The organism is Mycobacterium sp. SMC-16, assembly GCF_046250085.1.
Lineage (GTDB): Bacteria > Actinomycetota > Actinomycetes > Mycobacteriales > Mycobacteriaceae > Mycobacterium > Mycobacterium phocaicum.
The window spans coordinates 651726-678398 of record NZ_CP176427.1 but is presented as its reverse complement, the minus strand read 5'-3'; the positions used below and the strand labels follow the sequence as shown (position 1 = coordinate 678398).

General features: G+C 67.0%; 29 protein-coding genes. 11 read left to right on the top strand and 18 right to left on the bottom strand.

What is annotated here, in order from left to right:
- Positions 1-53: 53 nt before the first annotated feature.
- Positions 54-605: a TetR/AcrR family transcriptional regulator gene (locus tag ACJEIK_RS03260; RefSeq protein ID WP_212813237.1), complete on the bottom strand. Its 552-nt coding sequence runs from the start codon at positions 603-605 to the stop codon at positions 54-56.
- Between the two features lie 81 nt (positions 606-686).
- Here ACJEIK_RS03260 and ACJEIK_RS03255 point away from each other — a divergent pair, with 81 nt between their 5' ends.
- The 5 genes from ACJEIK_RS03255 to ACJEIK_RS03235 all read left to right on the top strand — a co-directional run bounded on the left by ACJEIK_RS03255 (position 687) and on the right by ACJEIK_RS03235 (position 4073).
- Entirely contained in the window at positions 687-1874 is a 1188-nt protein-coding gene (locus tag ACJEIK_RS03255) for an FAD-dependent monooxygenase (protein WP_409431041.1), read from the top strand.
- 58 nt (positions 1875-1932) lie between these two features.
- On the top strand, positions 1933-2358 hold the full coding sequence (locus ACJEIK_RS03250; protein WP_138247906.1) for a pyridoxamine 5'-phosphate oxidase family protein: 426 nt from the start codon (positions 1933-1935) through the stop codon (positions 2356-2358).
- A gap of 4 nt (positions 2359-2362) precedes the next feature.
- Positions 2363-2974 (top strand): class I SAM-dependent methyltransferase, encoded by a 612-nt coding sequence (locus ACJEIK_RS03245; RefSeq protein WP_064859741.1) that lies wholly within the window; start codon positions 2363-2365, stop codon positions 2972-2974.
- Positions 2975-3205: 231 nt separating this feature from the next.
- On the top strand, positions 3206-3628 hold the full coding sequence (locus ACJEIK_RS03240) for a PPOX class F420-dependent oxidoreductase (protein ID WP_064859742.1): 423 nt from the start codon (positions 3206-3208) through the stop codon (positions 3626-3628).
- Between the two features lie 7 nt (positions 3629-3635).
- Positions 3636-4073 (top strand): TIGR03618 family F420-dependent PPOX class oxidoreductase, encoded by a 438-nt coding sequence (locus ACJEIK_RS03235; RefSeq protein WP_406776050.1) that lies wholly within the window; start codon positions 3636-3638, stop codon positions 4071-4073.
- Between the two features lie 5 nt (positions 4074-4078).
- On the opposite strand, the gene ACJEIK_RS03230 is transcribed toward ACJEIK_RS03235, so the two are convergent.
- Positions 4079-4870: an aldolase/citrate lyase family protein gene (locus ACJEIK_RS03230; protein WP_406776049.1), complete on the bottom strand. Its 792-nt coding sequence runs from the start codon at positions 4868-4870 to the stop codon at positions 4079-4081.
- Positions 4860-5690, bottom strand: coding sequence for a 2-oxo-hept-4-ene-1,7-dioate hydratase (hpaH, locus tag ACJEIK_RS03225; protein WP_071286723.1), 831 nt, complete (start codon positions 5688-5690; stop codon positions 4860-4862). The genes ACJEIK_RS03230 and hpaH overlap by 11 nt, the downstream gene beginning before the upstream one ends.
- 152 nt (positions 5691-5842) lie before the next feature.
- Here hpaH and ACJEIK_RS03220 point away from each other — a divergent pair, with 152 nt between their 5' ends.
- Positions 5843-6436 carry a MarR family winged helix-turn-helix transcriptional regulator gene (locus ACJEIK_RS03220; RefSeq protein ID WP_267324680.1) on the top strand — a complete coding sequence of 198 codons (594 nt, stop codon included), beginning with the start codon at positions 5843-5845 and terminating at the stop codon, positions 6434-6436.
- Here ACJEIK_RS03220 and ACJEIK_RS03215 read toward each other — a convergent pair.
- The 5 genes from ACJEIK_RS03215 to ACJEIK_RS03195 form a co-directional block, all read right to left on the bottom strand.
- Complete coding sequence (locus ACJEIK_RS03215) at positions 6403-7053, bottom strand: flavin reductase family protein (RefSeq protein ID WP_406776048.1); 651 nt, start codon at positions 7051-7053, stop codon at positions 6403-6405. The genes ACJEIK_RS03220 and ACJEIK_RS03215 overlap by 34 nt on opposite strands.
- A gap of 49 nt (positions 7054-7102) precedes the next feature.
- A complete protein-coding gene (locus ACJEIK_RS03210; protein WP_406776047.1) occupies positions 7103-7531 on the bottom strand; it encodes a VOC family protein in 429 nt (142 codons plus the stop codon).
- A 157-nt stretch (positions 7532-7688) separates the two neighbouring features.
- Complete coding sequence (locus tag ACJEIK_RS03205; protein ID WP_061004846.1) at positions 7689-9836, bottom strand: 3-hydroxyacyl-CoA dehydrogenase NAD-binding domain-containing protein; 2148 nt, start codon at positions 9834-9836, stop codon at positions 7689-7691.
- Between the two features lie 15 nt (positions 9837-9851).
- Complete coding sequence (locus tag ACJEIK_RS03200) at positions 9852-11063, bottom strand: acetyl-CoA C-acetyltransferase (protein ID WP_073697797.1); 1212 nt, start codon at positions 11061-11063, stop codon at positions 9852-9854.
- Between the two features lie 698 nt (positions 11064-11761).
- A complete protein-coding gene (locus ACJEIK_RS03195; protein WP_409431040.1) occupies positions 11762-12784 on the bottom strand; it encodes an alpha/beta hydrolase in 1023 nt (340 codons plus the stop codon).
- Positions 12785-12887: 103 nt separating this feature from the next.
- On the opposite strand from ACJEIK_RS03195, the gene ACJEIK_RS03190 reads away from it, so the two are divergent.
- From ACJEIK_RS03190 to puuE, 3 genes are read left to right on the top strand one after another with little or no spacing between them, the layout of a single operon-like run.
- On the top strand, positions 12888-14102 hold the full coding sequence (locus ACJEIK_RS03190; RefSeq protein WP_409431039.1) for a DUF6986 family protein: 1215 nt from the start codon (positions 12888-12890) through the stop codon (positions 14100-14102).
- Positions 14099-15061: an allantoicase gene (gene alc, locus ACJEIK_RS03185; protein WP_409431038.1), complete on the top strand. Its 963-nt coding sequence runs from the start codon at positions 14099-14101 to the stop codon at positions 15059-15061. The genes ACJEIK_RS03190 and alc overlap by 4 nt, the downstream gene beginning before the upstream one ends.
- Positions 15058-15960 carry an allantoinase PuuE gene (gene puuE / locus ACJEIK_RS03180; RefSeq protein WP_409431037.1) on the top strand — a complete coding sequence of 301 codons (903 nt, stop codon included), beginning with the start codon at positions 15058-15060 and terminating at the stop codon, positions 15958-15960. The genes alc and puuE overlap by 4 nt, the downstream gene beginning before the upstream one ends.
- Here puuE and ACJEIK_RS03175 read toward each other — a convergent pair.
- The 5 genes from ACJEIK_RS03175 to ACJEIK_RS03155 all read right to left on the bottom strand — a co-directional run bounded on the left by ACJEIK_RS03175 (position 15957) and on the right by ACJEIK_RS03155 (position 21294).
- Positions 15957-16679 carry an aspartate/glutamate racemase family protein gene (locus tag ACJEIK_RS03175; protein WP_212813267.1) on the bottom strand — a complete coding sequence of 241 codons (723 nt, stop codon included), beginning with the start codon at positions 16677-16679 and terminating at the stop codon, positions 15957-15959. The genes puuE and ACJEIK_RS03175 overlap by 4 nt on opposite strands.
- A gap of 19 nt (positions 16680-16698) precedes the next feature.
- Complete coding sequence (locus ACJEIK_RS03170; RefSeq protein WP_409431036.1) at positions 16699-18246, bottom strand: NCS1 family nucleobase:cation symporter-1; 1548 nt, start codon at positions 18244-18246, stop codon at positions 16699-16701.
- A gap of 83 nt (positions 18247-18329) precedes the next feature.
- A complete protein-coding gene (locus ACJEIK_RS03165) occupies positions 18330-19031 on the bottom strand; it encodes a GntR family transcriptional regulator (RefSeq protein WP_409431035.1) in 702 nt (233 codons plus the stop codon).
- 65 nt (positions 19032-19096) lie between these two features.
- Positions 19097-20647 carry a phytoene desaturase family protein gene (locus ACJEIK_RS03160; RefSeq protein WP_409431034.1) on the bottom strand — a complete coding sequence of 517 codons (1551 nt, stop codon included), beginning with the start codon at positions 20645-20647 and terminating at the stop codon, positions 19097-19099.
- A 62-nt stretch (positions 20648-20709) separates the two neighbouring features.
- Entirely contained in the window at positions 20710-21294 is a 585-nt protein-coding gene (locus tag ACJEIK_RS03155; RefSeq protein ID WP_071286736.1) for a TetR/AcrR family transcriptional regulator, read from the bottom strand.
- 70 nt (positions 21295-21364) lie between these two features.
- Here ACJEIK_RS03155 and ACJEIK_RS03150 point away from each other — a divergent pair, with 70 nt between their 5' ends.
- Both ACJEIK_RS03150 and ACJEIK_RS03145 read left to right on the top strand, forming a co-directional pair.
- Positions 21365-21865, top strand: coding sequence for a DUF2834 domain-containing protein (locus tag ACJEIK_RS03150; RefSeq protein ID WP_071286737.1), 501 nt, complete (start codon positions 21365-21367; stop codon positions 21863-21865).
- Positions 21866-21876: 11 nt separating this feature from the next.
- Positions 21877-23037, top strand: coding sequence for a pyridoxal phosphate-dependent aminotransferase (locus ACJEIK_RS03145; protein WP_071286757.1), 1161 nt, complete (start codon positions 21877-21879; stop codon positions 23035-23037).
- Between the two features lie 52 nt (positions 23038-23089).
- Here ACJEIK_RS03145 and ACJEIK_RS03140 read toward each other — a convergent pair whose 3' ends face one another.
- The 5 genes from ACJEIK_RS03140 to ACJEIK_RS03120 all read right to left on the bottom strand — a co-directional run bounded on the left by ACJEIK_RS03140 (position 23090) and on the right by ACJEIK_RS03120 (position 26658).
- Positions 23090-23797 (bottom strand): GntR family transcriptional regulator, encoded by a 708-nt coding sequence (locus ACJEIK_RS03140; RefSeq protein WP_409431033.1) that lies wholly within the window; start codon positions 23795-23797, stop codon positions 23090-23092.
- A 27-nt stretch (positions 23798-23824) separates the two neighbouring features.
- Entirely contained in the window at positions 23825-24262 is a 438-nt protein-coding gene (locus ACJEIK_RS03135) for an SRPBCC family protein (protein ID WP_318986793.1), read from the bottom strand.
- Between the two features lie 66 nt (positions 24263-24328).
- On the bottom strand, positions 24329-25408 hold the full coding sequence (locus tag ACJEIK_RS03130) for a CaiB/BaiF CoA-transferase family protein (RefSeq protein WP_318986794.1): 1080 nt from the start codon (positions 25406-25408) through the stop codon (positions 24329-24331).
- 47 nt (positions 25409-25455) lie between these two features.
- Positions 25456-25896, bottom strand: coding sequence for an SRPBCC family protein (locus ACJEIK_RS03125; protein ID WP_133426512.1), 441 nt, complete (start codon positions 25894-25896; stop codon positions 25456-25458).
- Between the two features lie 63 nt (positions 25897-25959).
- Positions 25960-26658 carry a sensor domain-containing protein gene (locus ACJEIK_RS03120; protein WP_244872673.1) on the bottom strand — a complete coding sequence of 233 codons (699 nt, stop codon included), beginning with the start codon at positions 26656-26658 and terminating at the stop codon, positions 25960-25962.
- Positions 26659-26673: the final 15 nt, after the last annotated feature.

Here is a 26673-nt window from a genome sequence, read left to right as displayed (position 1 = left end):
GACGCGGACGAGTGCGGCACCGGATGCGGCTGGTTCGAGACGCGAACGGCCCGTCACTCCGGCAGCCCGAGCGCGGCCATCGCACCGTCGACCGTCGCGCGTCTCAGTTGGTCGACCGGCACGTCCGGGAACTGCAGGCAGCAGTCCTGCAGACCACCGAACGCGATGACGGCCCGGGTGGACTGTTCGAGGGTGGGCCCGCGCCCGAAGACCAGCTTGCCGAGCCGCTCACGCCAGGCCAGCATCCTGTCGATCAGCCCCAGGTCTGCCAGCGTGGTCAGCTCGGTGACGATCAGCAGCAGGTCGGCGCGGTGCCGGTAGTGGAAGTCGAAGTAGCCCTGCAGCAGCTCGCGCGGAGTGGCTCGCGCCCCGCCGCGCAACCGTTCCTGGGCTGCGACGAATTCCTCGCCTTCGTCGATCAACGGCTGCAGGATGCTGCGCACGAGGTCTTCACGCGAGCTGAAGTGGTAGTAGAGCGCGGGTTTACTGATGCCGAGCTCATCAGCGATGTCCTGCAGGCTGGTCCGCTGCACGCCCTTCTGGCTGAAGAGCTCGCGCGCCACATTCTGTATGCGCGATCGAGTCTCGGACGGGGTTCTCGCCACGTAGCCACCCTAACTTACTTAACGGACGGTAAGCTGACCGCACATCCACTTACCGACCGTTAAGTAAACGCGGAGGAATCCATGAAGGTGCTCATCTCCGGCGCCAGCATCGCCGGCCCGGTCCTGGCCTACTGGCTGTCCCGCAATGGATTCGACGTGACGGTGGTCGAACGCGCGCCGGCCCTGCGCAAGACCGGCGGCCATGCCGTCGACCTGTTCCGTCCAGCCATGGAGATCTCCGAACGCATGGGCGTGTTGGACCGCATCGAGGCCCGGGCCACCGGAACGACCGCCCTCACCCTCAACCGTCCGCCCCGCACCCGATGGACCCACATCGACTACGTCAAGCTCATCGGGGCCATGTCCGACCGGCACGTCGAGATCATGCGTGACGACCTCAGCCAGGCGTACTACGACGCCGTGCGCGACGACGCCGAGTTCCGCTTCGGGAACCAACTCACGTCGATCACCGACGCCGGTGAGGTGACATTCGAGACCGGCGCCCCAGAGCGCTACGACCTGGTGATCGGCGCCGACGGCCTGCACTCGGGGGTCCGGCAACTGACCTTCGGCGACCAGGCCCGGGAACATTTCCTCGGTGGCTACCTGGCGGTGGTGTCGGTGCCGAAAATGCTTGCGCCCAAAGGTGAGATGAGCGGATACCTGGCACCGCGGAAGATCGCCATGGTGTACAGCGCCGACCACCTCGACGATGCCCGCGCGGTGTTCATGTTCCGCACCGATGAGCCCCTCGACTACCACTACCGCGACATCGACGCGCAAAAGCGCCATCTGCGCGCGGCGTTCGAGGGCGTCGGTCCCGAGATCGACCACTGGCTCGGGGAACTCGACAGCACCCCGTCGTTCTATTTCGACGCCATCACCCAGCTGGAGATGCGCACGTGGTCCCGGGGCCGGGTGACGCTGGTCGGTGACGCCGGGTACTGCCCTGGCCCCGGCGTCGGCGGCAGCACCAGCCTGGCGGTATACGGCGCCTACGTGCTGGCGCATGCCTTGACTACGCACCGCGGCGATCACACTGCCGCGTTCGCCGCCTACGAACGGACCATGGCCGCGCCGGTGGACGGCAGCCGCGCCATGGCACGGTTCAACGCCAAGACCATCGTGCCCGAGTCTGCTTGGGGCGCAAGAACACTTCTCGGCGTCGGGCGGGCCATATCGGTGTTGCCACGTGGCCTGACCGGGCGACTGGCGCGGCTCAACGCGAAGGGCGTCCGGCTCTACGACACCATGCCGCTGCCCGACTGACGTCTGCGCGTGTGGCCGAAGCCGCTGCGGTGTCACCCTTTTTCGCTACGTTGGATTCATGGCCCTTTCCAAGGATGAACGCGAACAATTTCTGGCCGAACCACACATCGGGGCACTGTCCGTCAACGCCGGGCCGGACCGCGGTCCCCTGACGCTGCCGATCTGGTACCAGTACACCCCCGGCGGCAAACTGTGGCTGCTGACCGGTCTCGGCTCCCGTAAACACAAGCTGATCGAGGCGGCCGGACACCTGTCGCTGATGGCCGAGCGGCTGGAGCCGTCGGTCCGCTACGTCGCCGTCGACGGTCCGGTGCTCAGCATCGAGACGGGCACCGACGAGCAGCTGGTCGAGATGGCCGAACGGTACCTCGGTAAAGAGAAGGCCCCGGCCTATCTCGAGATGGCCCGGCGCGAGCACGGCCCCAGCGTGACCGTCACCGTCGACCCGAAGCACTGGCTGTCGGCCGACCTCGGGGCGCTGTGATGCCATGTCGTCCCGACAACGCCTGTTCCGGGTCTTCTACCGGCTCGGCTTCACACCGTGGGACGGGCATCCGCTAGCCACCAGCCTGCGTGAGCTGGTCGAGGGTGACGGTGCCCTGCCCCCGGGCACCGCGCTCGACATCGGTTGCGGCACCGGCGACAACGCGTTGTACCTGGCCGGGCTCGGCTGGGACGTCACCGGCATCGACTACGTCGCGAAGGCGGTCGAAAAGGCGCGCGCCAAAGCCGCCAAGCGGGACACCGCGGCGCCGGGCTCGGTGCGGTTCGACCACGCCGATGCCACCCGGCTCACCGGCCAGGGCATCGGCGCTGATTTCGCGCTGATCGTCGACAACGGGTGCCTGCACGGCATGAGCGCCGACGACCGCGACGCCTACGTGGGCGAGGTGACGGCGGTCGCGGCCGCGGACGCGCGCCTGCTGATCGTCGCGTTCGTGCCAGGTGCGTCGTTCGGGGTGCCCGGGATCGACCCGGCCGAGGTGGAACGTCGCTTCGCACTCGGGTGGACGCTGCTCGACAGCGGCGACGAACCGGGCCTCGACCACAATGGCAAGAACCCGGCGCGGTACTACCTGTTCGCGCGGCGGCGTACCTGAGGCGTCGCGGTCACTGACCGTCCTCTGCTGGGCACTTGACAAGCAATCACCTTGCGCGCGTTGACATTGCGTCTGCGCACACAAAGTGCGAGTAGACAAGTGCGTGGTTGCACAGTCAACGAGGGCCGCACATCGATCGTGCGGCTACGCACACAAAACCCGAGTACACGTGTGTGTAGGCGCAGGGTCAATGGCGGGCAAGGTCCACGCCGCCGGGCGTAGCGTGGCCGCATGGCCGAACTTTCCGACGATGTGATCGCGTTTCTGTCCGAGGGCACGCGCACCGCGGTGCTGGGCTGGGTCGCCACCGATGGGCGACCGCTCGCCGCACCCATATGGTTCGTGGTGGATGACGGCGCGCTCGTGTTCAACACCGGCAAGGACACGGCCAAGGGCCGCGCGCTGGCCCGCGACCCGCGGGTGGTGTTGTGCGTCGACGACACGTCGCCGCCCTATGCGTTCGTCCAGGTTCAGGGTGTCGCGGCCATCAGCGAGGATCCCGACGAGCTGCTCGACATCGCCACCCGCACCGGCGGCCGCTACATGGGCGCCGACCGCGCCGAGGAATACGGTCGCCGCAACGGCGTTCCCGGCGAACTCGTGGTCCGGGTGAAACCGACGAAAGTCATTGCCGCATTTGATGTGGCGGAGTGAGGACACCATGACCGACCTTTCCGCATTCGCCGAGTTGTCCGCCCGCGATCACGGGCTGGTCGTGCTGAACACCCTGCGCGGTGACGGCAGCATCCAGTCCTCGGTGGTCAATGCCGGCGTGATGCCGCACCCGACAACCGGGGACCCGGTCGTCGCGCTCGTCGCCATCGGCTCCGCCCGCAAGTTGCGCAACCTACGCGCGGACCCGCGCACCTCGGTCGTCGCGCACGCGGGCTGGCAGTGGCTGACGATCGAGGGCGCAGCCGAGATCATCGGCCCGGACGACACTGATCCCGAGACGCTGCGGGTGTTGCTGCGCGACGTCTTCACCGCCGCCGGCGGCACTCACGACGACTGGGACACCTACGACCGCGGCAGGCGGGAAGAGGGGCGTGCCGCGGTGCTGATCTCACCGACGCGGGCGTACTCGAACCCCGCACGCTGAGGCGTTCAGTACCCACCCGCCGTCGGCGGCACGTCGGCCATGCCCCGCGCCTGGGCCAGCAGCCGCCGACCACCGCCGGCAAGAAGTCCGACATCGGTACCGACGGCGATGAAACGGCAACCGTAGTCCTCGGCGGACCGGGCGAGCGCCGGATTCGCGGCAAGTGTCCCAACGGGTTTGCCCGCACTGCGAGCGCGCGTCACCACGTGGGCGAACGCACTCTCCACCTCGGGATGCGCGGGCTGACCGAGATGCCCCATGGTGGCCGCGAGGTCCGACAGGCCGACGAAGACCGCGTCGATGCCGTCGGTCCCGGCGATGTCATCGACGGCCGCGACCGCGGCGGGCGTCTCGATCTGCGCGATGAGGCGCATGCGAGTGTTCGCCGTCGCGAGATAGTCGGTCTGCCCGCCCCATTCAGATGCACGGGCGAGAGCGCTTCCGACACCACGTATTCCGTGCGGCGGGTACCGCGAGGCGGCGACGGCGTCCCGCGCCTGCTCGGCATTGTCGATCATCGGCAGCAGCAGGTGCCGCGCGCCGATGTCGAGGTAGCGCTTGATGGTGTCGGCGTCGGTGGTCGGTGGACGCACCACGGCGGTGCTCGCGGTACCGGAGATCGCCTGCAACTGGTGCAGGACGGTCCGCACGGTGTTGGGCGCGTGCTCCGCGTCGATGAGCAGCCAGTCGAAACCGAGGGTTGCGCACAGCTCGGCGCTGTACGCGTTGGCCAGCCCCAGCCACAACCCGATGGCCGGGCCCCCGTCGGCACCGCCGGTGAACCAATCAGCAGGCATGGCTTGCACTTTCGCCATCGCTGAAGCGGCAAGAGATCGATCCGAGCGGCCCATAGTCGACGTGGAAGGTGTCGCCGGGACGGGCCTGCACCGGACGGGTGAACGAACCCGACAGGATGACATCGCCGGGCCGGAGCGTGACGCCGCGGGCACCCAGCCGGTTGGCCAGCCACGCCACCCCCACGGCCGGGTGGTTCAGGACGGCCGCCGCAACACCGCTCTCCTCGATGACCGCGTTGCGGTAGCACAGGGCGCTGACCCAGCGCAGGTCGATGGCGTTGGGGCGCAGCGGCTTTCCACCGAGGACGACGGCCGCATTGGCGGCGTTGTCTGAGATGGTGTCGAGGACGGTCCGGGTGCCGCCGGTTGCCCGGTCGACCTGTTCGATGCGGGCGTCGATGATCTCCAACGCCGGCACGACGTAGCGGGTGGCGTCCAGCACGTCGACGACGGTGCAGTGCGGCCCGGAGAGCGCGCGGTCGAGGATGAAGGCGAGTTCCACCTCGACGCGGGGAACGATGAAGCGGTCGGCCGGCAGCTCGGAACCGTCGTCGAAGAACATGTCGTCGAGCAGCACACCATAGTCGGGCTCGTCGATATTCGACGCGCGTTGCATGGCCCGCGAGGTCAGACCGATCTTGTGCCCGCGCACCCGGCGCCCGCCGGCGATCAGGTGCCGCACCCATTCTTGTTGCACCGCATAGGCGTCGTCGATGGTCATCTGCGGGTAGGCGCGCGACACCTGCGGCATCTGCCGGCGGTTCCGCTGCGCGGCCTCGAGCTGCGCGGCCACGGCCGCCACCGTGTCCGCGCTCAGCACGGGCCGGCTCCGGTCCCGCTGGGCACGGACGGCCAAACATGTTGCCGCTGCGCGATGTACGTCATGCGTGGAATTCCTCTGGTCGGTAGTCGGGGGTGACGGTCCGGCGATTCGGTTCGGCTGCCTTACTGTCAGGCTCCTAGACTGTCGTCATGAGCCGGCCGCAGATCAGCACGTCCAACGTTCGTCGCACCCTCTCGGCGGCCCGCGTCAAACTCACTGCGCCCGAGGCCATGCGGCCCGTGCTCGGACTCATGAAGGGTGGCGATCCGTCGAAGGACGTCAGTGCGGCACGCCTGGGACTGTCGCTGCTGTGGTTGGCCGACGACGTCATCGCCGCGGTGAACCGCAAGCTCGAGCGCGTCAACATCTCGGAAGCCAAACTCGATGTCCTGATGATCTTCGCGGCGCAGCTCGGCCGGCCCGAAGAGGAATGGAGTGTCCGTCAAACTCCCAGCGGACTTTCCGAGTACTTCGGCATCACGAAGGCCAGCGCCACCGGTCTCATCGACTGGCTGGAGAACCGGAAGCTCGTCACCAGAACCCGCCATGCCACCGACCGCCGCAGCACGCCGGTGCGGATCACCCCCGAAGGCGAAAAGCTGGTGGCCGAGGCGGTCCCGGTTTTCGAGCAGGCGTGCGGCGAGCTGGTCGACGTGCTCAGCGAGCGTGACCGCCGGGACCTTCAGCGCATCCTCGACAAACTCTGGATTCACGTGAAGGCGCCCGCGGCATCCGAAGACTGAGACTTGCTGTCCGCCAAGGTGATCCGGTCGAGGCGGAACGGGGAGACCGTGGTGTACCAGCCGCCGCCGTGCATGCGTGCGACGACGTCCAGCCGGCTCGCGTCGACATGCCCGCGGCGTTCGTCGATGACGATGTCGTCGCGGACGTGCGCGTGGGAAACGGCGCCGACCACCATATTTCGGCCCTGCCCCAGGGCCACCGTTTGAGTGAAGGTGCACTCCAACGCAACCGGGCTCGCCGCGATCCGGGGTGGCGCCACAGCATGCGACGCCACCGTTTCCAGACCGGCCTCGCTGATTTCGTCGACGTCGGCGTCGAAGTCGACGGCGGTGACGTTCATGGCATCGAGCAGTCCCGCGGTCACGAGATTGATCACGAATTCACCTGTGTCGACGATGTTCCGGGCGGTGTCCTTCGGTGCGCCGTCCCGATTGCCGATGCCGAGTACCACCACCGGCGGCGTTCCGGCCATGAGATTGAAGAACGAGAACGGCGCGGCGTTGACGCGGCCGGCGGCGTCGACAGTGGTGACCCAGGCGATCGGACGCGGGACGATCAGCGACGACAGTAGGTTGTACCGCGGCTTCACGTCCATGGCGTCGATGTCGAACAGCATGTCGGTCTCCTGACCTGTCTCGTAATCCTTTGGCGCCCAACCGGACTTGCTACCGCTGACTCTTACGGCACCGGCAGTGGCCGATCTGATGGATCTCCACGAGGTTGTTCGCCGAGTCGCGCGGGAAGAGCTGCTTGAGCTCAGGGGCGGCGACGTTGTCGAGCACGAAATAGTCCACGCCCAAACGGTTCAGCTCCGTCTCGGCTTCGGCGACGTCGTCCACCGCGAGGGCGATGTGGTTCTCGACGGGATCCTTGCCAGGCCCCTGGCTGTAGGGCGACGGGCCGTCGCTCCCCAGCAGGTGAATCTGGACGTCGCTCGGGATATCCAGGAAGTAGCCGTGGATGCCCGGGATGTGCCACCGGCCGCCGTCCTGGGTCAGGTTGAGCACATCGCGGTAGTAGTCCTTGGCCTCGTCGGCCTTGGCACTACCCATGCCGAGGCCGATGTGGTGCAGTTCGCGGATCTGGACAGCCATCGGGTCACTCCATATCAGTTTTAGTATGTCTGCCTTACTATCAGGCAGGCGTAACTATGCCCCGACTGAAGGCACGGTGTCAAGAACGCGCGTCACCCACCAACGCAAAAACCCCCAAATCCCTTGGGATTTGGGGGTTTTTGTTGACGCTAGAAGGTCAGCTCTCCAGCGAGGCCGGCGGCAGGAAGCGGTCGCCGTACTTGGCGGCCAGTTCCTTGGCACGGGCCACGAAGGCCTCCTTGCCGACGCCGAGCTCGCCCTGGTAACCAACGATGAACTGCGCCGAACCACCGGTGTACGGCGGGAAGCCGATACCCATGATCGAGCCGATGTTCGCGTCCGCGGTCGAGGTCAGCACGCCCTCGTCGAGGCACTTCTGCGTCTCGAGCGCCTCAGCGAACAGCATGCGGTCGATCATGTCCTGCAGCGGCAGTTCGGTCGTACCCGAGTTGAAGGCGTCCTTCAGCCCCGGCCACAGCTGGGTGCGCTTGCCGTCGACGTACTCGTAGAAGCCCGCGCCCTTCAGACGCGACGGGCGACCGAGCTCGATCATCTTCTCGACGACAGCCTCGGCCGGGTGCGCGACGTGGGTGCCACCGGCAGCCTCGACGCCTTCCTTGGTGGCGACAGCGATCTTGTGCATGAGCTCGAGGTTGAGCTCATCCGAAAGCTGCAGCGGCGCAGCCGGGTAACCGGCCTGCGAACCGGCCTGCTCGATGGACGCGGGCGCAACGCCCTCGCCCAGCATGGCCAGCGCCTCGTTGACGAAGGTGCCGATCACGCGCGAGGTGAAGAAGCCACGGCTGTCGTTGACAACGATCGGGGTCTTCTTGATGGCCAGGGTGTAGTCGAACACCCGGGCCAGCGCCTCGTCAGAGGTCTTCTCGCCCTTGATGATCTCCACCAGCGGCATCTTGTCGACAGGCGAGAAGAAGTGGATACCGATGAAGTCCTCCTGGCGCTTCACGCCGGTCGCCAGACCGGTGATCGGCAGTGTGGAGGTGTTCGAGCCGAGCAGCGCGTTGGGTTCGACGATGTCCTCGATCTCCTGGAACACCTTGTGCTTGAGTTCCTGGTTCTCGAACACGGCCTCGATGACGAAGTCGACGCCCTTGAGGTCCTGCGGATCGGCCGTCGGGGTGATCCGGGCCAGCAGCGCGTCGGACTTCTCCTGCGTGGTCTTGCCACGCTCGAGGGCCTTGGCCTCGATCTTCTCGGAGTAGTTCTTGCCCTTGTCGGCGGCTTCCTGCGTGACGTCCTTGAGGACGACCTCGTAGCCGGCCTTGGCCGAGACGTAGGCGATACCGGCGCCCATCATGCCCGCGCCCAGCACACCGATCTTCTTGATGTCCTGCTTGGCGATGCCCTCGGGACGCGAGGCGCCACCGTTGATGGCCTGCAGGTCCAGGAAGAACGCCTGGATCATGTTCTTCGCGGTCTGGCCGGTGACCAGGCTGGTGAAGTAGCGGCTCTCGATGCGCGACGCGGTGTCGAAGTCGACCTGCGCACCCTCGACAGCGGCATCCAGGATGGCGCGCGGCGCGGGCATCGGGGCGCCCTTGAGCTGCTTCTTCAGCAGCGCCGGGAACGACGGCAGGATGCCGGCCAGGCCCGGGCTCGACGGGGTGCCACCGGGCATCTTGTAGCCCTTGACGTCCCACGGCTGCACGCCACCCTCGGGGTTGGCCTTGATCCAGGCCTTGGCGGCCGGGATCAGTTCCTCGACGGTGTCGACGAGCTCGTCGACCAGGCCGGTGGCCTGCGCCTTGGCCGGGGTGAAGCGGGTGCCCTGGCTCAGGACCTCCATGAAGGCCTTCTGGATGCCAAACATGCGCACGGTGCGGGCGACGCCGCCGCCACCGGGCAGCAGACCTAGGGTGACCTCGGGCAGGCCGATCTGGCTGCCGCGGACGTCGGCGGCGATGCGGTGGTGGCACGCGAGGGCGATCTCCAGGCCGCCACCGAGGGCGGCGCCGTTGATGGCGGCCACGACGGGCTTGCCCAGGGTCTCCAGGGCGCGCAGGTCGGCCTTGATGTCCTCGACCATGGCGAACGCCTCGCCGGCGTCGTCGGGGCCGATCTGCATCATGCCCTTGAGGTCACCGCCGGCGAAGAAGGTCTTCTTCGCGCTGGTGATGACGACACCGGTGATGGAGTCCTTCTCGGCGAGCAGGCTCTGCACCGCGTAGTGCATCGACTCCTTGTAGTGCTCGTTCATCACGTTGGCCGAACCCGTGGGGTCGTCCATGGTCAGGGTGACGATGCCGTCGGCATCCTTGTCCCACTGAATTGTCTTCTCAGCCATGTTCTTTCAATCTCCCTAGACGCGCTCGATGATGGTGGCCACGCCCATGCCGCCGCCGATACACAGCGTGATGAGGGCACGCTTGGCGCCGCGGCGCTCGAGCTCGTCGACCATGGTTCCGGTGATCATGGCGCCGGTGGCGCCCAGCGGGTGGCCCATCGCGATGGCGCCACCGTTGACGTTCAGCTTCTCGTCCGGGATGTTCAGGTCCTTCTGGAACTTCAGGACGACCGAGGCGAAGGCCTCGTTGATCTCGAACAGGTCGATGTCGTCGACCGTCAGGCCGGCGCGGTCCAGCACCTTCTTGGTGGCCGGGGTCGGGCCGGTCAGCATGATGACCGGGTCGGCACCGCTGGTGGCGGTGGCCACGATGCGGGCGCGCGGGGTCAGGCCCTGCGACTTGCCGGCAGCCTCGGAACCGATCAGCACCAGGGCGGCGCCGTCGACGATGCCCGAGCTGTTGCCACCGTGGTGGACGTGGTCGATCTTCTCGACGTAGTGGTACTTCTGCAGCGCCACGTCGTCGAAGCCGCCCATGGCGCCCAGGCCCGCGAACGCGGAGTTCAGCTTGCCCAGGCTCTCCAGGGTGGTGCCCGGACGCATGTGCTCGTCGTGGTCCAGGATGGTCAGGCCGTTCTGGTCCTTGACCGGGATGACCGACTTGGCGAAGTAGCCGCCCGACCACGCTGCGGCGGCCTTCTCCTGCGAGCGCACGGCGTAGGCGTCGACGTCCTCGCGCGAGAAGCCCTCGATGGTGGCGATCAGGTCGGCGCCGATGCCCTGCGGGACGAAGCCGATGCGGTAGTTCGTCTCGGGGTCACCGGCCCACGCGCCGCCGTCCGAACCCATCGGGACGCGGCTCATGGACTCGACACCACCGGCGTACACCAGGTCGTCCCAGCCGGAACGGACCTTCTGGGCCGCCAGATTCACGGCCTCCAGGCCGGAAGCGCAGAAACGGTTGAGCTGGAAACCACCGGTGGTCTCGGGCAGCTTGGCCACGAGCGCGGCGGTGCGGGCGATGTCGCCGCCCTGGTCACCGACGGGCGAGACGACGCCCATGATGACGTCGCTGATCAGGTTCTCGTCCAGATCGGGATTGCGACGACGCATTTCGTCGATCAGGCCGACGATCAGGTTGACCGGCTTGACCTCGTTCAGTGCACCGTTGCGCTGCTTGCCACGGGGCGTGCGAATGGCCTCATAGATGAAGGCTTCTTCGGACATGTGTTTGCTCCAGGTCCTATTGAGATGGGGTTGTGGGTGCATCCACCGGCAGGTAGACGGTCCCCTGCCCGGAAGCGTAACAGGCCCTCCCAACCAGGTGGTTGGGAGAGTGCGGCCCATCACTCGCGAGCGGCCGCGTCTGTACGGCAACACGCCGTCTGAGGCGTGCAGAACGCGCACTCTCGCCGGCCGCGAAGGTGCGTTGAACTGGTAATTCTTCCGTTTCGGCCGGCGTCGACCGGTACGCCCGCGCCAGTTCAGCGCCAGGTCTGTCGCCGAGTGTCGACGCAAACCAGCGTCCGAACAGCGCCCTCAGGGCAGAGTCAACGCCGGCGCCGACCGGGAACTCGTTGACCCTGAAACCAGGGCGCATTTGTGCGAGAACACCGCGCCCTCACGACAGGGTCAACACCCTTGGCCGTTCACCCTGAAACCAGGGCGAACTTTCGCGAGTAGGTACCGCCCAGATTGCAGAGTCAACGCCACCGCCAACCGGGCACTCGTTCACCCTGAAACCAGGGCGCATTTGTGCGAGAGGACAGCGCCCTCACCACAGGCTCAACGCCACCCGCGACCCGAATCCCGTTCATCCTGAACCCACGGCGAACTTTCGCGAGTAGAGAGCGCCCTCGCCACAGAGTCAAAGGCGCCGACACGTCAACGCCGGCGACTGATCAACACCGGAGTCAACGCCTGAGTCAGGCGACGGCCTTCACGAACTCCGCGACCTCACCGACCGCGCGTCGGGCGTCGGGGTTCGAGAAGGCGAAGGCCTGGAAGACGTGGACGGCGCGGTCGAAGACCTGCAGCCGCGCCGGCACTCCCGCTGCCGCGAGCCGCTCGGCCAGCAGCTCCGAGTCGGGGCGCAGCGCCTCTTCCGACCCGACCTGCAGCAGGAACGGGCCGAGGCCGCGCAGGTCGGCGTCGACGGGAGACGGGGTGGCTTCGCGCCCGCCGTTACGCAGGAGGAAGACCTCGTTGATCATCCGGAGGAAGTCGACGGGGAACATGGCATCTGGAACGCGTGCGGCTGCTTCGTATTTCGGCGCCATGTCGCTGTCGGTGGCAGCGGACAGGAGCACGCAGCCGGCGGGCGGCGCCATGCCCAGGTCGCGCACCGTCACGGCCGTCATGGCCGCGATGAAGCCGCCGGCCGAATCGCCGGCCAGCACGATGTTCTCGGGCTTCACGCCCTGTGCGAGCACGTAGCGGTAGGCGTCGACGCCGTCCTCGACCGCATCCTCGACGAGGTTGCGGGGGCAGAGCCGGTACCCGACGCTCAGGGCCCGCGCGCGGCTGTCGCGGGCGATGTGGCTGACGAGCGGCCGGTGGCTGTTGATGCCGAGCGCGATGAACGCCGAACCGTGGAAGTAGATGATGACGCGGCCGTCGACCGGCGGGGTGGTCTCGTTCCAGACCCATTCCGCCGGGCAATTGGGCAGCTCGACCTTCTCGGTGCGCGATCCACGCACCGCGGGCATCCAGTTCGTCACCCGCTCGGAGCCGTCGTACGCGCGGCCCAGCAGGACCTGCGGGAATCGCGTGTTGATGGCCAGCATGAGTTTGGTCAGCAGGTACAGCAGAGGCTTCACGGCCCGCAGCAGGTAGGACTCGGCGACCGAGTGCCAGTTGGCCTTACCCATCCATTCCGGACCCGCGTAGGTGACGGGCTCGGGCACAGAGCTCTCGGTGGGATCGTCGATCCGTTCGGCACTGGTCATCGGGACTCCTTTTGCGACGTTGCAGTGCCAACACTAGATCAGCTAACCAAAACCGGCTCAGGCTCGACGTGCTGAGATCGAGTCAGCACGGCACGATAGGCAGGTGTCGGACCCCCACCATCGCATCCCGGCAGATGCCCTCGAGCGCATCGACACCCTGTTGTCCCGCGTCGAAGCCGACCTCGCGGCACGGTTTCCTGGGGTCGGCCCAGCCGCCCAGCCGATCCACACCGTCTATGTCAGCGCCGCCGACGCGACGCCCGATACTCCTGCACAGTGGGGGCAGGCGGCGCTCGAACTGCTGGACCGGCACCCGGAGGTCTTCGCCGAACTGGGCGACCCGACCACGGTGGCGTTGGTGCGCGACCAGCTCACCGCCGCTCCGATAGCCGACCTGCGGCTGGATTTCGAGGACGGCTACGGCCACCGCGGTGACGACGTGGAGGACGACGACGCAGCGCGGGCCGCGGTGACACTGCCCGCACTCGGGTTGAGCCACAGTGGGATTCGGATCAAGGGGCTGACCACCGCCGAGCGCCGTCGCGCCCTGCGCACCCTCGAATTGGTACTCGACGCCGGCGCCATCGACGGATTCGTCTTCACCGTGCCCAAACTGCGTGCGGCAGAACAGGTCACGGCGGCGGTCTGGCTGTGCGAGGCGTTGGAGGCCGCACACGGCCTGGCCGATCACGCACTGCGCTTCGAGCTGCAGATCGAGAGCCCGCAGGCGGTACTGGGCCCCGACGGCACGGCGACCCTCGCCCGCGCGATCCACCTGGCCGACGGTCGATGCAGCGGATTGCATTACGGTACCTACGATTACAGCGCCGCCTGCGGTATCGCGCCGCAGCATCAGGCACTCGATCACCCGGTGGCCGACCACGCCAAGTCGGTGATGCAGGCAGCCGCCGCGCAAACCGGCGTCTGGATCGCCGACGGCTCGACGCAGGTGGCCCCGATCGGCACCGAAGATCAAGTGGTGCAGGCGATCCGGCGCCATCACCGGCTCGTCACCCGGTCCCTCCAGCGCGGTTTCTACCAGGGTTGGGACATGCACCCCGGCCATCTCGTGACGCGCTGGCTGGCCACATTCACCTTCTTCCGTGCCGCCATGGCCGCCGCGGCGCCACGGCTGCAGGCCTACCTCGACCGCACCGGCGGTCCGATCGTCGACGAACCCGCGACCGCAGAGGCGTTGGCAGCCGTGGTGCTGCGTGGGCTGGACTGCGGCGCGTTCGGCGCCGACGACGTCCTTGACGGCGCGCCTGGTGCCACCATCGACGTACTACGAAACCTCAAGAACCGAAAGCTGTCATGACTGAATCACTGCCCGATTTCACCTGGTTGCCGGACCTCGCGCTGCGGAGCCTCGGCGGCGCGGTCATCTGGGCGAACGACGAAGTGTTCGCCGAGAAGGAGAACCTCATCTCCCCCGGCCCCTCGCAATATCGGCCGGCATCGTTCGGACACAAGGGCCAGATCTACGACGGGTGGGAGACCCGGCGACGCCGCGACGCCGGCCACGACGCGGCCATCGTGCGGCTCGGGGTGCCGGGTGTCATCCGCGGCGTCGTCGTCGACACCGCATGGTTCAAGGGCAACTACCCGCCGGCCGTCTCGGTCGACGCCATCGAGGTCGACGGCTACCCCACAGCCGAACAACTGGCCGCGGACCCCGGCTGGGTTCCACTCATCGAGCGCTCGCGCGTGTATGGCGACACCCGCAACAATTTCGAGGTGTCCTCGGAACAGCGCTGGACGCATTTGCGGCTCAACATCTTTCCCGACGGCGGGGTGGCGCGACTCCGCGTGCACGGGGAAGGCCGCCCGGGCAAGCGATTCCTCGGCGTCGGCCCCGTGGACCTGGCGGCGCTGGAGAACGGCGGTCTGGTGCTCGACGCCTCGAATCGGTTCTACAGTTCGCCGCAGAATCTGATCTTCCCCGGGCAGGCACAGGTGATGGGCGACGGCTGGGAGACCGCCCGCCGTCGCGACGACGCCAACGACTGGGTACGCATCCGGCTGGCCGGACCGGGCTGGGTGCGGCTCGCCGAGATCGACACGTCGTACTTCATCGGCAACAGCCCCGGGGCCGCGGCGCTGACCGGATTGCGCGCCGACGGGCAGTGGATCGATCTGCTGCCCCGCACCGACCTGCTGCCCGACACGCGGCACCGTTTCCTCATCGACACCGCTGACGTGGTGTCCGAGGCCCGACTGGACATCTACCCGGACGGCGGGCTGGCCCGGCTGCGGCTGTTCGGGGACCTCGCGTGAGTTACCCACGCGACCTGGTGGGTTATGGCCGCACCCCGCCGGACCCGCAGTGGCCGGGCGGCGCCGCCATTGCCGTGCAGTTCGTCCTCAATTATGAAGAGGGCGGCGAGAACAACGTGCTCGACGGGGATCCGGCCTCGGAGACGTTCCTGTCCGAGATGACGCCGGCCGAGGCGTTCCCCAACCGGCACATGAGCATGGAGTCGCTCTACGAGTACGGCTCGCGCGCCGGATTGTGGCGGATACTCAGGATTTTCGAGCGACGAGGTATCCCGCTGACCATCTTCGCGGTGGCGCGGGCACTGCAGCGCAACCCGGAGGCACTGGCCGCGTTCGGTGAACTCGGGCACGAGATCGCCTGTCACGGACTGCGGTGGAAGTCCTACCAGCTGATCGACCGCGACACCGAACGCGAGCACATGGCGGAGGCGGTACGGATCCTGACCGAGCTCACCGGTGCCGCGCCGCTGGGCTGGTACACCGGCCGGGACTCACCGCACACGCGGGAGCTGGTGGTCGAGCATGGCGGGTTCGTGTACGACTCGGACTCTTACGCCGACGATCTGCCGTATTGGGTGCAGGTGGCCGATACCGACCATCTGGTGGTGCCGTACACGCTCGACACCAACGACATGCGATTCGCTTCTCCCGCAGGCTTTTCCAACGGCGAGGAGTACTTCGCCCATCTGCGTGACGCGTTCGACGTCCTCTATGCCGAGGGTCTGGGCGGCAGCCCGAAGATGCTCTCGGTCGGGTTGCACTGCAGACTGGTCGGCCGCCCGGCCCGCAGTGCGGCGCTGGAACGATTCCTGGACCACGTGCAGCGTCATGACCGGGTGTGGCTGGCCCGGCGCATCGACATCGCCGAGCATTGGCGCGCCGTGCACCCGGCCGGTTAGCCGTCGCGCCGCGCGGTGTACTGCTTGGCGGGCGGCGTCGCGAACTCGCCACGTTTGCCGGTGCGCAGACCCATCCGCACCAATGCCTGCACCGTCAACGTCGCCGCGCTCACCCCGTCGACCACCGGCACCCCGAGTTCTGCCGTGATGGCCGCGCACATCTCGGCCATGCCCGCGCACCCCAGGACGATGGCGTCGGAGCCGTCTGACTCCAACGCATCGCGGCATGCCTCGGTGATGACCTTGCGTGCCGTCGGGTCTGCCTCGAGGTCGAGCACCGGAATGTCGCAGGCATGGATACCCAGGCAGAACCGTTGCATCCCATAGCGTTCCGCCAGATCGGCGGCGCGGCCCATGGTGCGCGACAACGTCGTCACCACCGAGAAACCCCGGCCGAGGTGGCTGGCCGTCTGCATGGCGGCCTCGGCGATGCCGATGACGGGCCCGGCCGCGACCTCCCGCGCCGCGTCCAGTCCCGGATCGCCGAAGCACGCGATCACATATCCGTCGACCCCGGCCTGTTCGCCGCGCCGGATCGCCTCGAGCAGACCCGGCACGCTCATGGCCTCGTCGTAGTGGCTTTCGATCGAGGGCGGACCGAACTCGGATGTCACGGCGACGATCTCGACACCGGAACCGGCCACTGCCTGTGCGCAGCGGCCGATCCCAGCGGTCATCGATGTGGTGGTATTGGGGTTGATGACCCAAATCCGGCTCATCCCAAGGACTCCCGTGCGGTCACGCCACCGACTCGGCGACGAACCGGTCGCGGACGGCCAGCACCCGGTAGATGCCGAGTGCGACACCGCAGCCGATGAACCAGCTGTACTGGGCCGCGGTGTGCATGCCGTACACACTGCCCGCCAGCAGCACCGGAAGCGCCGCGAGCACCGCGCCGGCCACGGTGGCGATGACCGCGACCTTGTTGTATCCGCCGGTGTACCAGTACTTTCCGGACTCCGACATGGTGAACAGTTCGTCGACTACTACCTTCTGCTTGCGCACCAGGTAGTAGTCGGCGAGCAGCACGCCGAACAGTGGGCCGATGAAGGCGCCCAGGATCTCCAGCGTGTAGTGGATCACCTCCGGGTTGTTGTAGAGGTTCCACGGCGTGATCAGAACCGAGCCCACCGCGGCGATCATGCCGCCGGCACGCCAGCTGATGCGCTGCGGGCTGACGTTGGAGAAGTCGAACGCCGGGCTGATGAAGTTGGCGACGATGTTGATGCCGATGGTGGCGATGGTGAAGGTCAACGCGCCCAACACTATTGCGAAGGTGCTGTCGATGCGGGCCACGGTCTGCACGGGGTCGGTGAGCAGTTCGCCGAACACCGGCAGCGTCAGCGACGCGGTGACCACGACCAGCACGGAGAACACCAGGAAGTTGACCGGCAGCCCGAGGAAGTTGCCCTTCTTGACCGCGGCGAACGACTTGCCGTAGCGGGAGAAGTCGCCGAAGTTCAGCATCGGACCGGAGAAGTAGGACACCACCAGCGCGATGGCGCCGAGCATCACCGGAATCGAATCCAGGCCGGTGTACTTGACCTCGCCGAGGTTGAGATCGATTGCGCCCCAGCCGGCTTTGTAGATGAGGTAACCGCACAGGACGAACATGACGACGTAGACGGCGGGTCCGCAGAAGTCGATGAACCTGCGGATCGCCTCCATACCGCGCCAGAAGACGCAGGCCTGCAACACCCACAGCAGCAGGAAGCTGGCCCAGCCCAGCACCGGCAGACCGAGGAAGCCGTGGGTGGCGAGGTCGGCGTACGGGGCCAGTTCCGGAAACAGCTTGAGCAGCACGACATCCAGGGCGGCCGACGCCAGGTAGGTCTGGATGCCGTACCAGGCCACCGCGATCAGTCCACGGATGACGGCCGGGATGTTCGCCCCCAGCACACCGAATGCGGTACGACAGATCACCGGATACGGCACGCCGGCAACCTGGCTGGGCTTGGCGACCAGGTTGCACAAGAAGTAGACGAGGGTGATGCCGATCAGCAGTGCCACAAGCACCTGCCAACTGGCCAGGCCGAGGGCGAAGAGGCTGCCCGCGGTCACATAGCCACCGACGCTGTGCACGTCGGACATCCAGAACGCGAAGATGTTGTACGAGCCCCAGCTCTGCTTGCCCAGCGGGGCCAGGTCCTCATTGGTCAGTCTGGGGTCGTAATCCGGTTTGATGACGCCGCCGCCGACGGGGTGGCCGGCGGCCTCGACGATGTCACCTGCGCCGATCACCGCGCCCGGTGGGGTCAGGTCCTTGGGAACGAGGGTGTCAGTCATGCTCGAAAACGCTAAAAAAGCAACGTTTCCCTGCTGTTTCCCCTGAGATATGCCGCAATTGCGGAAAAGATATATGTTCGCCGCTACGCCAGCAGCCCGGTGTCCGTGGGCAGTTTGGCGATCGCCGCGTTGAGCCGGACGGCATGGTTTTCCGCGACGGCGATCAGGCGCTCGGCGTCACCGGCGACGAAGGCGTCGACCATCGCGCAATGGTCGGCATGCAGGTCCGCCCGGTCGTCGCGGCTGACATGCAGCATCGGCTGCACGGGTTCGGTGACATTCCATGCCGCCTCCAGCATGTGCAGCAGCCGATACATGCGCGACGGTCGGGTGAGCGCGGCATGCAGTTCCCGGCTCTGCCGGTGGTAAGCGCCCGCGTCATCGTCGCGAATCGCCTGCTGCAGCCTGACATTGACCGCGACCGCGGCCGCGCGGTCGGCATCGGTGGCGTTGGCCACGGCGACGCCCAGCGACGCCGACTCCAAAGCCTCACGCACGATGTACATTTCGCGGAGCTCCTGCGGCGTCAGCAGGGCCACGGTGTAACCGAAGTTGAGCCGGTGCTCCACCAGCCCCTCCCCGATGAGCGTCTTCAGCGCCTCCCGTACCGGAATCTGGCTGACGCCGAACACGTCCGCCACGTCGGCCAAGGGGATCGGCGTACCGGGCGGCACGCCGCCGTCGAGGACAGCACGGCGCAGTTCATTGAGCACCCCTTGCTGTGACGGCGCGGCCCGATCCGCCACCAGCTGCCCGAGCAGGACGGAACGCCGGTGGGGCCGCATACCCGCACAGTAGGTCGGCGTTGTTGCCGAACCCGTTTCGGCGACGTTTCGGCCCGGTTAGCGAATCACGCGTTCAGCACCGCGTGCGCGGCGTTGTAGCCCGGGATGAAGTTGACGGCCGGGCCGCCGTGGCAGCCGGCGCCACCCAGGTAGACGCCCTCGACGGGCAGCTCCTGGTCGAGATACCCGCGCGGACCGGGCCGGTTGGGCCCCATCTGTTCGGGGTGGATCAGCCCGTGGCAGTAGTCACCGCCGGGAGCGCCGAACATCCGGTCCATGTGCCGCGGCGTGAACGTCGTGTGCCGCAGGATGAGCTTCTCGAAGTTGGGTGCCACCCGGGTGATCTTGTCGATGACCCGTTGCCCCATCTCACGTTTCATCGAGCCGTAGTCGCCGTCACCTTCGACCGGGAACCACAGCGCGAACGCCGACGACGCGTGCTTGCCGGGCGGTGCCAGCTCGGGATCCAGCACCGACGGAATCTGCCAGGCGATGGACGGATCGGCCGGCACGATGCCCCGGCGGCTGTCCTCCCACTGCTGCTGCAATTCCTCGGGCGTGCTGAAAAGACCGATGGTTCCCTGTAATTCGGGGTTGTTCAGGATTTCGTAGGGTTCGGCGAACTCCGGGTTGCCGTCGAGCGCGAAGTGCATCTGCAGGTAGCTGCCGCGGTGGTCGACGCGGGTGTAGCGGGACCGGACGTCGTCGGGCACGGCGCTGCCAAGGAGCCGGTCGACCGTCAATGACGGTGCGAGTGACGAAACCACCACGGGTGCAGCGATTTCGGTGCCGTCGTCCAGGCGTACGCCGGTGACCCGGCCGTCGGCGACCGTGATGGCCGCGACCGCACTGCGCAACCGGACCTCACCGCCATGAGCGACGAAAGTGTCCTCGAGGTGCTTGCCCAGTGCGCCGATGCCGTCCTTGAGCTTTCGCATCAACGACGCGCCGTCGGTCGGGACGGCGAGGCCGAAGGCCAGCGCGGCGGCGCTGCCCGGGGTGGCGGGGCCGCGGTAGGTGGAGTTGCACGCCAGCACCGACAGCATGCCGCGGATGGCGCCGTGCTTGTCCTTGTCCGGCAGGTAGCGGTCGAGGACGTCGGTCACCGAGCCGAAGAGCATGTCGGTGATGGCCGACCGCTCGAATTCGTTTGTGGCGCATGCATACATCTCGTCGTAGGTCTTGGGCGGCAGCCCCGCGTCGAACCGGCCGAGGGCCCGCGCCGGCGCCATGCTCCAGGCCATCAGCCCGGCCATGCCATTGACGGCCTCGGCACCATGCACCTCGTTCATGTGGGTGAGCAGCTTCATGGGGTCCGAGTAGAAGAGCAACGGCTCGTCGCCGATCCCCCGCATGTTGACCGACATGACTTCCTGCTCGACACTCGGCACCTCGTCGAGGCCCAACTCCTGACTCACCTTGAGCGCCGTCGGGAACTGCTCGGACCCGGCGATCTCGAACTTGAACCCGTCGAACAGCTCGACGGTGGAGGCCATGCCGCCGGAGTAGAGCTTGGCCTCCAGACACAGCGTGCGCAGGCCGGCCTTCTGCAGCATCACCGCCGAAGCCAGCCCGTTGTGCCCTGCTCCCACCACGATCGCGTCGAATTGCGCCATTTCCGCAGAGTCGCACCCGTATAAAGTTTTGTCAATAGTGACAAAACTTTATACGACGAGGATCAGACGGGTCCGGCCGCCAGCTGGTCCAGCGCCTGGTGGCACATGCGCGCGAGATCGGCCAGCGACCGCTCGGCGCCCAGCATCCACACCTCCATGGCGCCGAACACCGCGGCGGCGATGGTCCGCGACGTCACCGCGACGCGCAACCGGTCGTCTGGCCCGCCCCGCCGCTCGAGATACTCGGCGATGGCATCGGCGAAGTCGGCCTCGACCTGCCGGATATGACTGACGATCCGCTCGGCGTCGAGTTCCTGTTCGCGCAGCGCGGCGATCTTGGTGACCGCACCAAAGTCGTACGGAAAGGCGAAGATCGCGGCCTGTACCGCCGCCAGCACCGGTTCGTCGGCGGGCCGTCCGGCCAGCGCGGTGCGGAACCAGTGCAGACCCGCGTCGTAGTCGGCGAACAGCAGCTCGTGCTTGGACGTGAAGTGCCGGTAGAACGTGCGCAGCGAAACACCTGCGTCGGCGGCGATCTCCTCGGCCGTGGTGCCCTCGACACCCTGCGCCAGGAAACGGACCAACGCCGCCTGTTGCAGCGCCTCGCGCGTGCGCTCACTACGTACGGTCTGCGGCGGCCGGGGCATCCCAGTACGGTACCGCAGAATGTTTTGTCATGATTGACAAAACATTCTGCGGCGAGCAGACTCCGCTGACATGGTCTCGCTCATCGTCCACGCGCTCCTCGGACTGATCACCATTGCGTTCATCGTCAAGCTCAATCCCGCGGTCTTCCGCAAGCCGGCCGACGGACCCGCGTTCTCGGCACTCGAGTCGGCGTACTACGTGATCGGCATCGCCTCGATAGCGCTGGGCTACTACTTCAACACCAAATTCGTCATGGATTACCAACCGCCGGGCGGCAATCCGATCACCGGGCCGGGCAGCTGGTCGGACTACATCCGCCTGATGTTCGTCAACCCCGCGGCGTCGTCGGCGGGCCAGGACTACACCATCATCAACGTCATCCTGCTACCGCTGTTCAGCATCGCCGACGGGCTGCGACGCGGCATCCGGCACCCCTGGCTGTTCTTCGTCAGCAGCCTGTTCACCAGTTGTGCTTTCGCGCTGGCGTTCTACTTCGCCGTCGTCGCCCGGCAGCAGCGGCACGAGCGCGCCGTCGACCACGTCAGGAGTTCTGCGACAATCCAGGGGTGACGCCACCGGGGATGGTCGCCCGCCTGCGGCCCTACGCCTCCACCATCTTCGCCGAGATGTCGGCGCTGGCCGCACGGGTCGGCGCCGTCAACCTCGGCCAGGGCTTTCCCGACGAGGACGGCCCGGCACCGATGCTGGCGGTGGCGCAGCAGGCCATCGCGGACGGCGTGAACCAGTACCCGCCCGGCCCGGGCATCCCCGCGCTGCGCCAGGCCATCGCGGCCCAGCGCACACGGCACTACGGCATCGACTACGACCCGGACACCGAGGTGCTCGTCACCGTCGGCGGCACCGAGGCCATCGCCGCGGCCGTGATCGGCCTGGTCGAGCCAGGATCCGACGTCCTGATCATCGCGCCGTTCTACGACTCCTACTCCCCGGTGATCGCCATGGCCGGCTGCCGGCGCGTCGTCGTTCCATTGGCACCCGACAACCACGGCTTCGCCATCGACATCGACCGGCTCCGTGCCGCCATCACGCCGCAGACCCGTGCGCTGATCCTCAACTCGCCGCAGAACCCGACCGGCATGGTCGCGAGCCACGACGAGCTGACGGCCATCGCCGCCCTCGCCATCGAGCATGACCTGCTGGTCATCACCGACGAGGTCTACGAGCAGCTGACGTTCGACGGTCATCAGCACCGGCCGCTCGCCGGGTACCCCGGCATGGCCGAGCGCACCGTCACCATCTCCAGCGCCGCCAAGATGTTCAACTGCACCGGCTGGAAGATCGGTTGGGCATGTGGGCCGGCTGACCTGATCGCCGGGGTGCGCGCCGCCAAGCAGTACCTGACGTACGTCGGTGGCGCGCCGTTCCAGCCGGCCGTCGCGCACGCGCTGGACCACGAGGACGCCTGGGTCGCGGCGCTACGAAAGTCCTACCGCGGCAAGCGGGATCGGTTGGCCGGCGCCCTGACCGACATCGGCTTCGACGTGCACGACAGCTTCGGCACCTACTTCCTGTGCGCCGATCCCCGCCCGCTGGGATATGACGACAGCACCGCGTTCTGCGCCGGGCTGCCCGAGCGGGTCGGCGTCGCGGCCATCCCGATGTCCGCCTTCCTCGATCCGAGCTCCCCCGACTCGGCGGGCTGGAATCACCTGGTGCGCTTCGCCTTCTGCAAGCGCGACGACACCCTCGATGAGGCCATCACCCGGCTCCGCACCCTGTGATTTGTGCACGTTTTTCCGCGGCGGGCGCGGAAAAACGTGCACAAATCGCTGGCTACTCGTCGTGGAGCAGGCCGGTGTCGGTGGGCAGGGTCCCGATCGCGGCGTCGACGCTGTCGTTGTGCCGCTGCGCCACCGCGTCGAGACGCGCGGTGTCGCGGGCCAGGAAGGCCTCGAGCATCTCTTCGTGATCGCCGTTGAGCTTGGCCCGGTCGTCCGGCGTCACATGCATCATCGCCTGCACGGGTTCGATCATGTTCCAGGACATCTCGAGAATGTGCAGCAGCCGATGCATGCCGGACGGGCGCACCAGAGACATGTGGAAGTTGCGGCTCTCCCGCTGGAACGCCGCGCCGTCACCGTCGTCGATCGCTTGCGCCATCCGGTCACTGGCCTCGATCGCGACGGCCCGCTCATAGTCGGTGGCCTTCTCCGCGGCGATCGTGAGCGCCGCGCCCTCCAGCGCCGCGCGCACGAGATACATCTCGTGCAGTTCCTGCTTCGTCATCCGGGCGACGGTGTATCCCGAGTTGGGCCGGTGCGTCACCAAGCCCTCGCTGATGAGCGTCTTGAGTGCCTCGCGGACGGGAATATGGCTCACGCCGAACAGTTCGGCGACATCGGTCAGCGGCACCGGGGTTCCGGGCGGCGCATCACCGCGCAGGATCACCCGGCGCAGCTCGGTCACCACCGTCTGCTGCGGCCCACCGTTCCGCACCACCACCAGCTTCTCCAACAGCGGAGAAGGTGGGCGGTCGGTCATACGAACTCCCTATCGACAGAGTGTGGACTAGCCGTAGAGACGAGTCACCCGGGCCCGCAGCCGGTCGACCGCAGCATCGAGCACCAGTTTGCGGGCTCGGCGCAACAGGAACTCGGGAATGGGGGCGACGAGGTCCACGATGATGTCGAATCGCACCCGGGTCCGGTCGCCCTCGCGAGTCAGTTTGTACTCGGCATGTTGCCCACGCTGTTGGAAGGTGTCGGCCGCATCCCACACCATCCAGTCATCACCCCAGTGGTACTCCAAGAGCTCCTTGTCGGTGATGCCCATGATCTTCACGGTCGCTTTGACATGGTGCGGACGACCGTCGGGATACCGATCCACTACCTGTAATTCCCGGTGCAAGCTGCGCCATTGCGACGCCTCGTCCATGTCGGCCAGCGCATCCATGATGGCTTCGGGCGAGGCGTCGATCACCAGCTCTCGGGACGCCATAACTGCCATAAGGGCAAATTTAGTCCTCTCTACCGGCCTCGGGTAGAGAATGCGTCAGCTAACTTTCAAAACCCGCTACCAACCGACTTCTTCGATCGGCGTGGTCTGCTGCGGCGGAGCGCCGACGGGGCCCGACGGGGTCCGTGAGAAGCGCGGTGCGGGCGACGCCTGGTCGACGCCGTCGACGGTGACGATCGTCGACCTGGCCCGGAGGTGTTCGCCCGCGGCGGCCTCGGTCCAGGTGAGCACGGGAGTGACGCAGGCGTCGGTGCCGGCGAACGTCTCGGTCCACTCGGCACGGGTCCGGCTCGCGAACCGGGCAGCAAAGATGTCGCGCATCTCGTCGTAGCGCGCGAGGTCGAACTGGTTGGGCACCTCGGCAGGATCCAGGCCAAGGCCCACAAGTAGCTGAGCGAAGAACTGCGGTTCGATCGAGCCGACCGCCATGTAGCCGCCGTCGGAGGTCTCGTAGACGCGGTAATACGGGGCGCCGCCGTCCAGGAGGAACGACTCGCGCTGGTCCTTCATCACGCCGGTGGACTTCATGGTCCACATCATCTGGGCGAGCATGCTGACACCGTCGACCATCGCCGCGTCGACCACCTGGCCGCGGCCGGACTGTTCGCGTTCGTACAGCGCGGTGACGATGCCGATGAGCGTCAGCATCGACCCGCCGCCGAAGTCGGCGACCAGGTTCAGCGGCGCCACCGGCGGCCGGTCGCGGTAGCCGATGGCCGACAGCGCACCGGTCTGCGACAGGTAGTTGATGTCATGGCCCGCGGTCTGGGCGAGCGGCCCGTCCTGGCCCCAGCCGGTGATCCGGGCGAAGATCAGCCGCGGGTTGACGGCCTCGCACTCGGCCGGCCCGATGCCGAGGCGCTCGCAGGTGCCGGGACGGAAACAGTCAAGCAGCACATCGGCTTTCGCGGCCAGCGCGAGCAGCGCTGCCGGGTCGGACTTGACGTCCAGGTCGACGATTCGCTTGCCGCGGTGCAGCAGGTCGACGTTCTCGGCGGGCATCGTCAGCCCGCCGGGACGACGCACCCGAACCACGTCGGCGCCGAGGTCCGCCAGCATCATGGCGGTGTGCGGCCCGGGGCCGATTCCGCCGAGTTCGATCACCTTGACTCCGGCCAGTGGCCCCGCATTCGTCATCCCGCGACGTTAGCCCATGGGTTGACGCGGCTGAATCCCGGTGTGCGTCAGCCCTTCTTGTTCTTGGCCATGAACTTTTTCAGCCCCTCGGTGGCGGTCTCGGCACCACCGCTGACACTGCGCTTGAGCAGGAAGCCGGGGATCGGCACCACCGGGTCGACGGTGATCTCGAACTTCACCTTGGTCTTGTTGCCGGCCGGGGTCAGCGTGTACTTGGCTTCCTGCTTCTTCAGCGACGACGACCTGATCAGCACCCAGCTGCCCGTCAGGTCGGTCCAGGTGTATTCGAGGATCTGGTCGTCGGCCATGCCGGCGGCCTTGATGGTCATCTTGGCCTGCTTCGGCCGGCCGTTCTCGTAGGTGTCCAGGACCTCGGCCTTGGTGTACTGCGGCGACCACACGGGTGTCTGCGCAAGATCTGCGATGACATCCATGATCTCTTCAGGGGTTGCCTCGATGGTCACTTCGTGCGACGCGCTGACTGCCATGGCGCGACCATAGACCACGGGACCACGCGCCGTGACCAGATGGTGCAACCAGCGGGACGACCGTCAGTGGATGTTCGACTGGATCTTCGTGGCGATGTCGGCGGCCGCCGTCACCGGCGCCTTGGGCGTGCATGCTTCGACATCGATGATCAGGTTCTCGACGCGCTGGAGAACGTGTTGGCACCAACGGGTTTCGGGCCCGGTGCCACGCGTGATGGGCATCGCCAGTTTGGTGTCGGTGCGCTCCAGGTCGCCCGACAGCCACTTCGGCAACGGCTTGTCGTTGAGCCGGATGTTGACATGGTGGTTGGTGCACTTGGCCCACCGCGCGGCCGACAGGTTGAAGAAGTTTCGGGCCGCGTCGGATGTCGGGTAGTAGACGACCGACTGCGCTGCCAGGTAGTCCCATTGGTCACTGTCAGGGACCTGCAACGTCTGCTGCCGCACGGCCTTCCAGTCCTGGCCGCTCTTGAGATCCTTGCCGTCCTTGGAGTAGATGACGGACTCGTCGATCTGCCAGACGCCGAGGCAGTTCAGGTTCGGCAGCAGGTTGCGGTGGTCGTCCATCCCGTCTTTCGGCGGACGGCCCACCATCCCGGTCGTGCCCATCGTCTTGTTCATCTCGTCCGGCGTCAGCAGCAGGCTGTCCATGCTGGACTCGGCAACGACGGACGGGGTCGCGGGTGTCGGCGTACCGGTCTTGCCACCGCAGGCGGCCAGCGCCAGGCACAGCACGGCGACGCCGAAGGCGTGTCGCTTCACGTATTCCTTATATAC

Coding starts and splice junctions, on each gene's coding strand:
- ACJEIK_RS03210 (WP_406776047.1), bottom strand. CDS start 7,531: ATGGCTGTCCAGATCCGCGAACTGCACCACATCGGCCTCGGCATGGGT.
- ACJEIK_RS03200 (WP_073697797.1), bottom strand. CDS start 11,063: ATGTCCGAAGAAGCCTTCATCTATGAGGCCATTCGCACGCCCCGTGGC.
- ACJEIK_RS03205 (WP_061004846.1), bottom strand. CDS start 9,836: ATGGCTGAGAAGACAATTCAGTGGGACAAGGATGCCGACGGCATCGTC.
- ACJEIK_RS03240 (WP_064859742.1), top strand. CDS start 3,206: ATGGCCGAACTTTCCGACGATGTGATCGCGTTTCTGTCCGAGGGCACG.
- ACJEIK_RS03215 (WP_406776048.1), bottom strand. CDS start 7,053: ATGCTGTTCGACATCGACGCCATGGACGTGAAGCCGCGGTACAACCTA.
- ACJEIK_RS03245 (WP_064859741.1), top strand. CDS start 2,363: ATGTCGTCCCGACAACGCCTGTTCCGGGTCTTCTACCGGCTCGGCTTC.
- ACJEIK_RS03150 (WP_071286737.1), top strand. CDS start 21,365: ATGGTCTCGCTCATCGTCCACGCGCTCCTCGGACTGATCACCATTGCG.
- ACJEIK_RS03250 (WP_138247906.1), top strand. CDS start 1,933: ATGGCCCTTTCCAAGGATGAACGCGAACAATTTCTGGCCGAACCACAC.
- ACJEIK_RS03130 (WP_318986794.1), bottom strand. CDS start 25,408: ATGACGAATGCGGGGCCACTGGCCGGAGTCAAGGTGATCGAACTCGGC.
- ACJEIK_RS03165 (WP_409431035.1), bottom strand. CDS start 19,031: ATGCGGCCCCACCGGCGTTCCGTCCTGCTCGGGCAGCTGGTGGCGGAT.
- alc (WP_409431038.1), top strand. CDS start 14,099: ATGACTGAATCACTGCCCGATTTCACCTGGTTGCCGGACCTCGCGCTG.
- ACJEIK_RS03230 (WP_406776049.1), bottom strand. CDS start 4,870: ATGCCTGCTGATTGGTTCACCGGCGGTGCCGACGGGGGCCCGGCCATC.
- ACJEIK_RS03255 (WP_409431041.1), top strand. CDS start 687: ATGAAGGTGCTCATCTCCGGCGCCAGCATCGCCGGCCCGGTCCTGGCC.
- ACJEIK_RS03135 (WP_318986793.1), bottom strand. CDS start 24,262: ATGGCAGTTATGGCGTCCCGAGAGCTGGTGATCGACGCCTCGCCCGAA.
- ACJEIK_RS03155 (WP_071286736.1), bottom strand. CDS start 21,294: ATGCCCCGGCCGCCGCAGACCGTACGTAGTGAGCGCACGCGCGAGGCG.
- ACJEIK_RS03220 (WP_267324680.1), top strand. CDS start 5,843: ATGAGCCGGCCGCAGATCAGCACGTCCAACGTTCGTCGCACCCTCTCG.
- ACJEIK_RS03125 (WP_133426512.1), bottom strand. CDS start 25,896: ATGGCAGTCAGCGCGTCGCACGAAGTGACCATCGAGGCAACCCCTGAA.
- ACJEIK_RS03195 (WP_409431040.1), bottom strand. CDS start 12,784: ATGACCAGTGCCGAACGGATCGACGATCCCACCGAGAGCTCTGTGCCC.
- ACJEIK_RS03235 (WP_406776050.1), top strand. CDS start 3,636: ATGACCGACCTTTCCGCATTCGCCGAGTTGTCCGCCCGCGATCACGGG.
- ACJEIK_RS03170 (WP_409431036.1), bottom strand. CDS start 18,246: ATGACTGACACCCTCGTTCCCAAGGACCTGACCCCACCGGGCGCGGTG.
- ACJEIK_RS03145 (WP_071286757.1), top strand. CDS start 21,877: ATGGTCGCCCGCCTGCGGCCCTACGCCTCCACCATCTTCGCCGAGATG.
- ACJEIK_RS03140 (WP_409431033.1), bottom strand. CDS start 23,797: ATGACCGACCGCCCACCTTCTCCGCTGTTGGAGAAGCTGGTGGTGGTG.
- ACJEIK_RS03160 (WP_409431034.1), bottom strand. CDS start 20,647: ATGGCGCAATTCGACGCGATCGTGGTGGGAGCAGGGCACAACGGGCTG.
- ACJEIK_RS03175 (WP_212813267.1), bottom strand. CDS start 16,679: ATGAGCCGGATTTGGGTCATCAACCCCAATACCACCACATCGATGACC.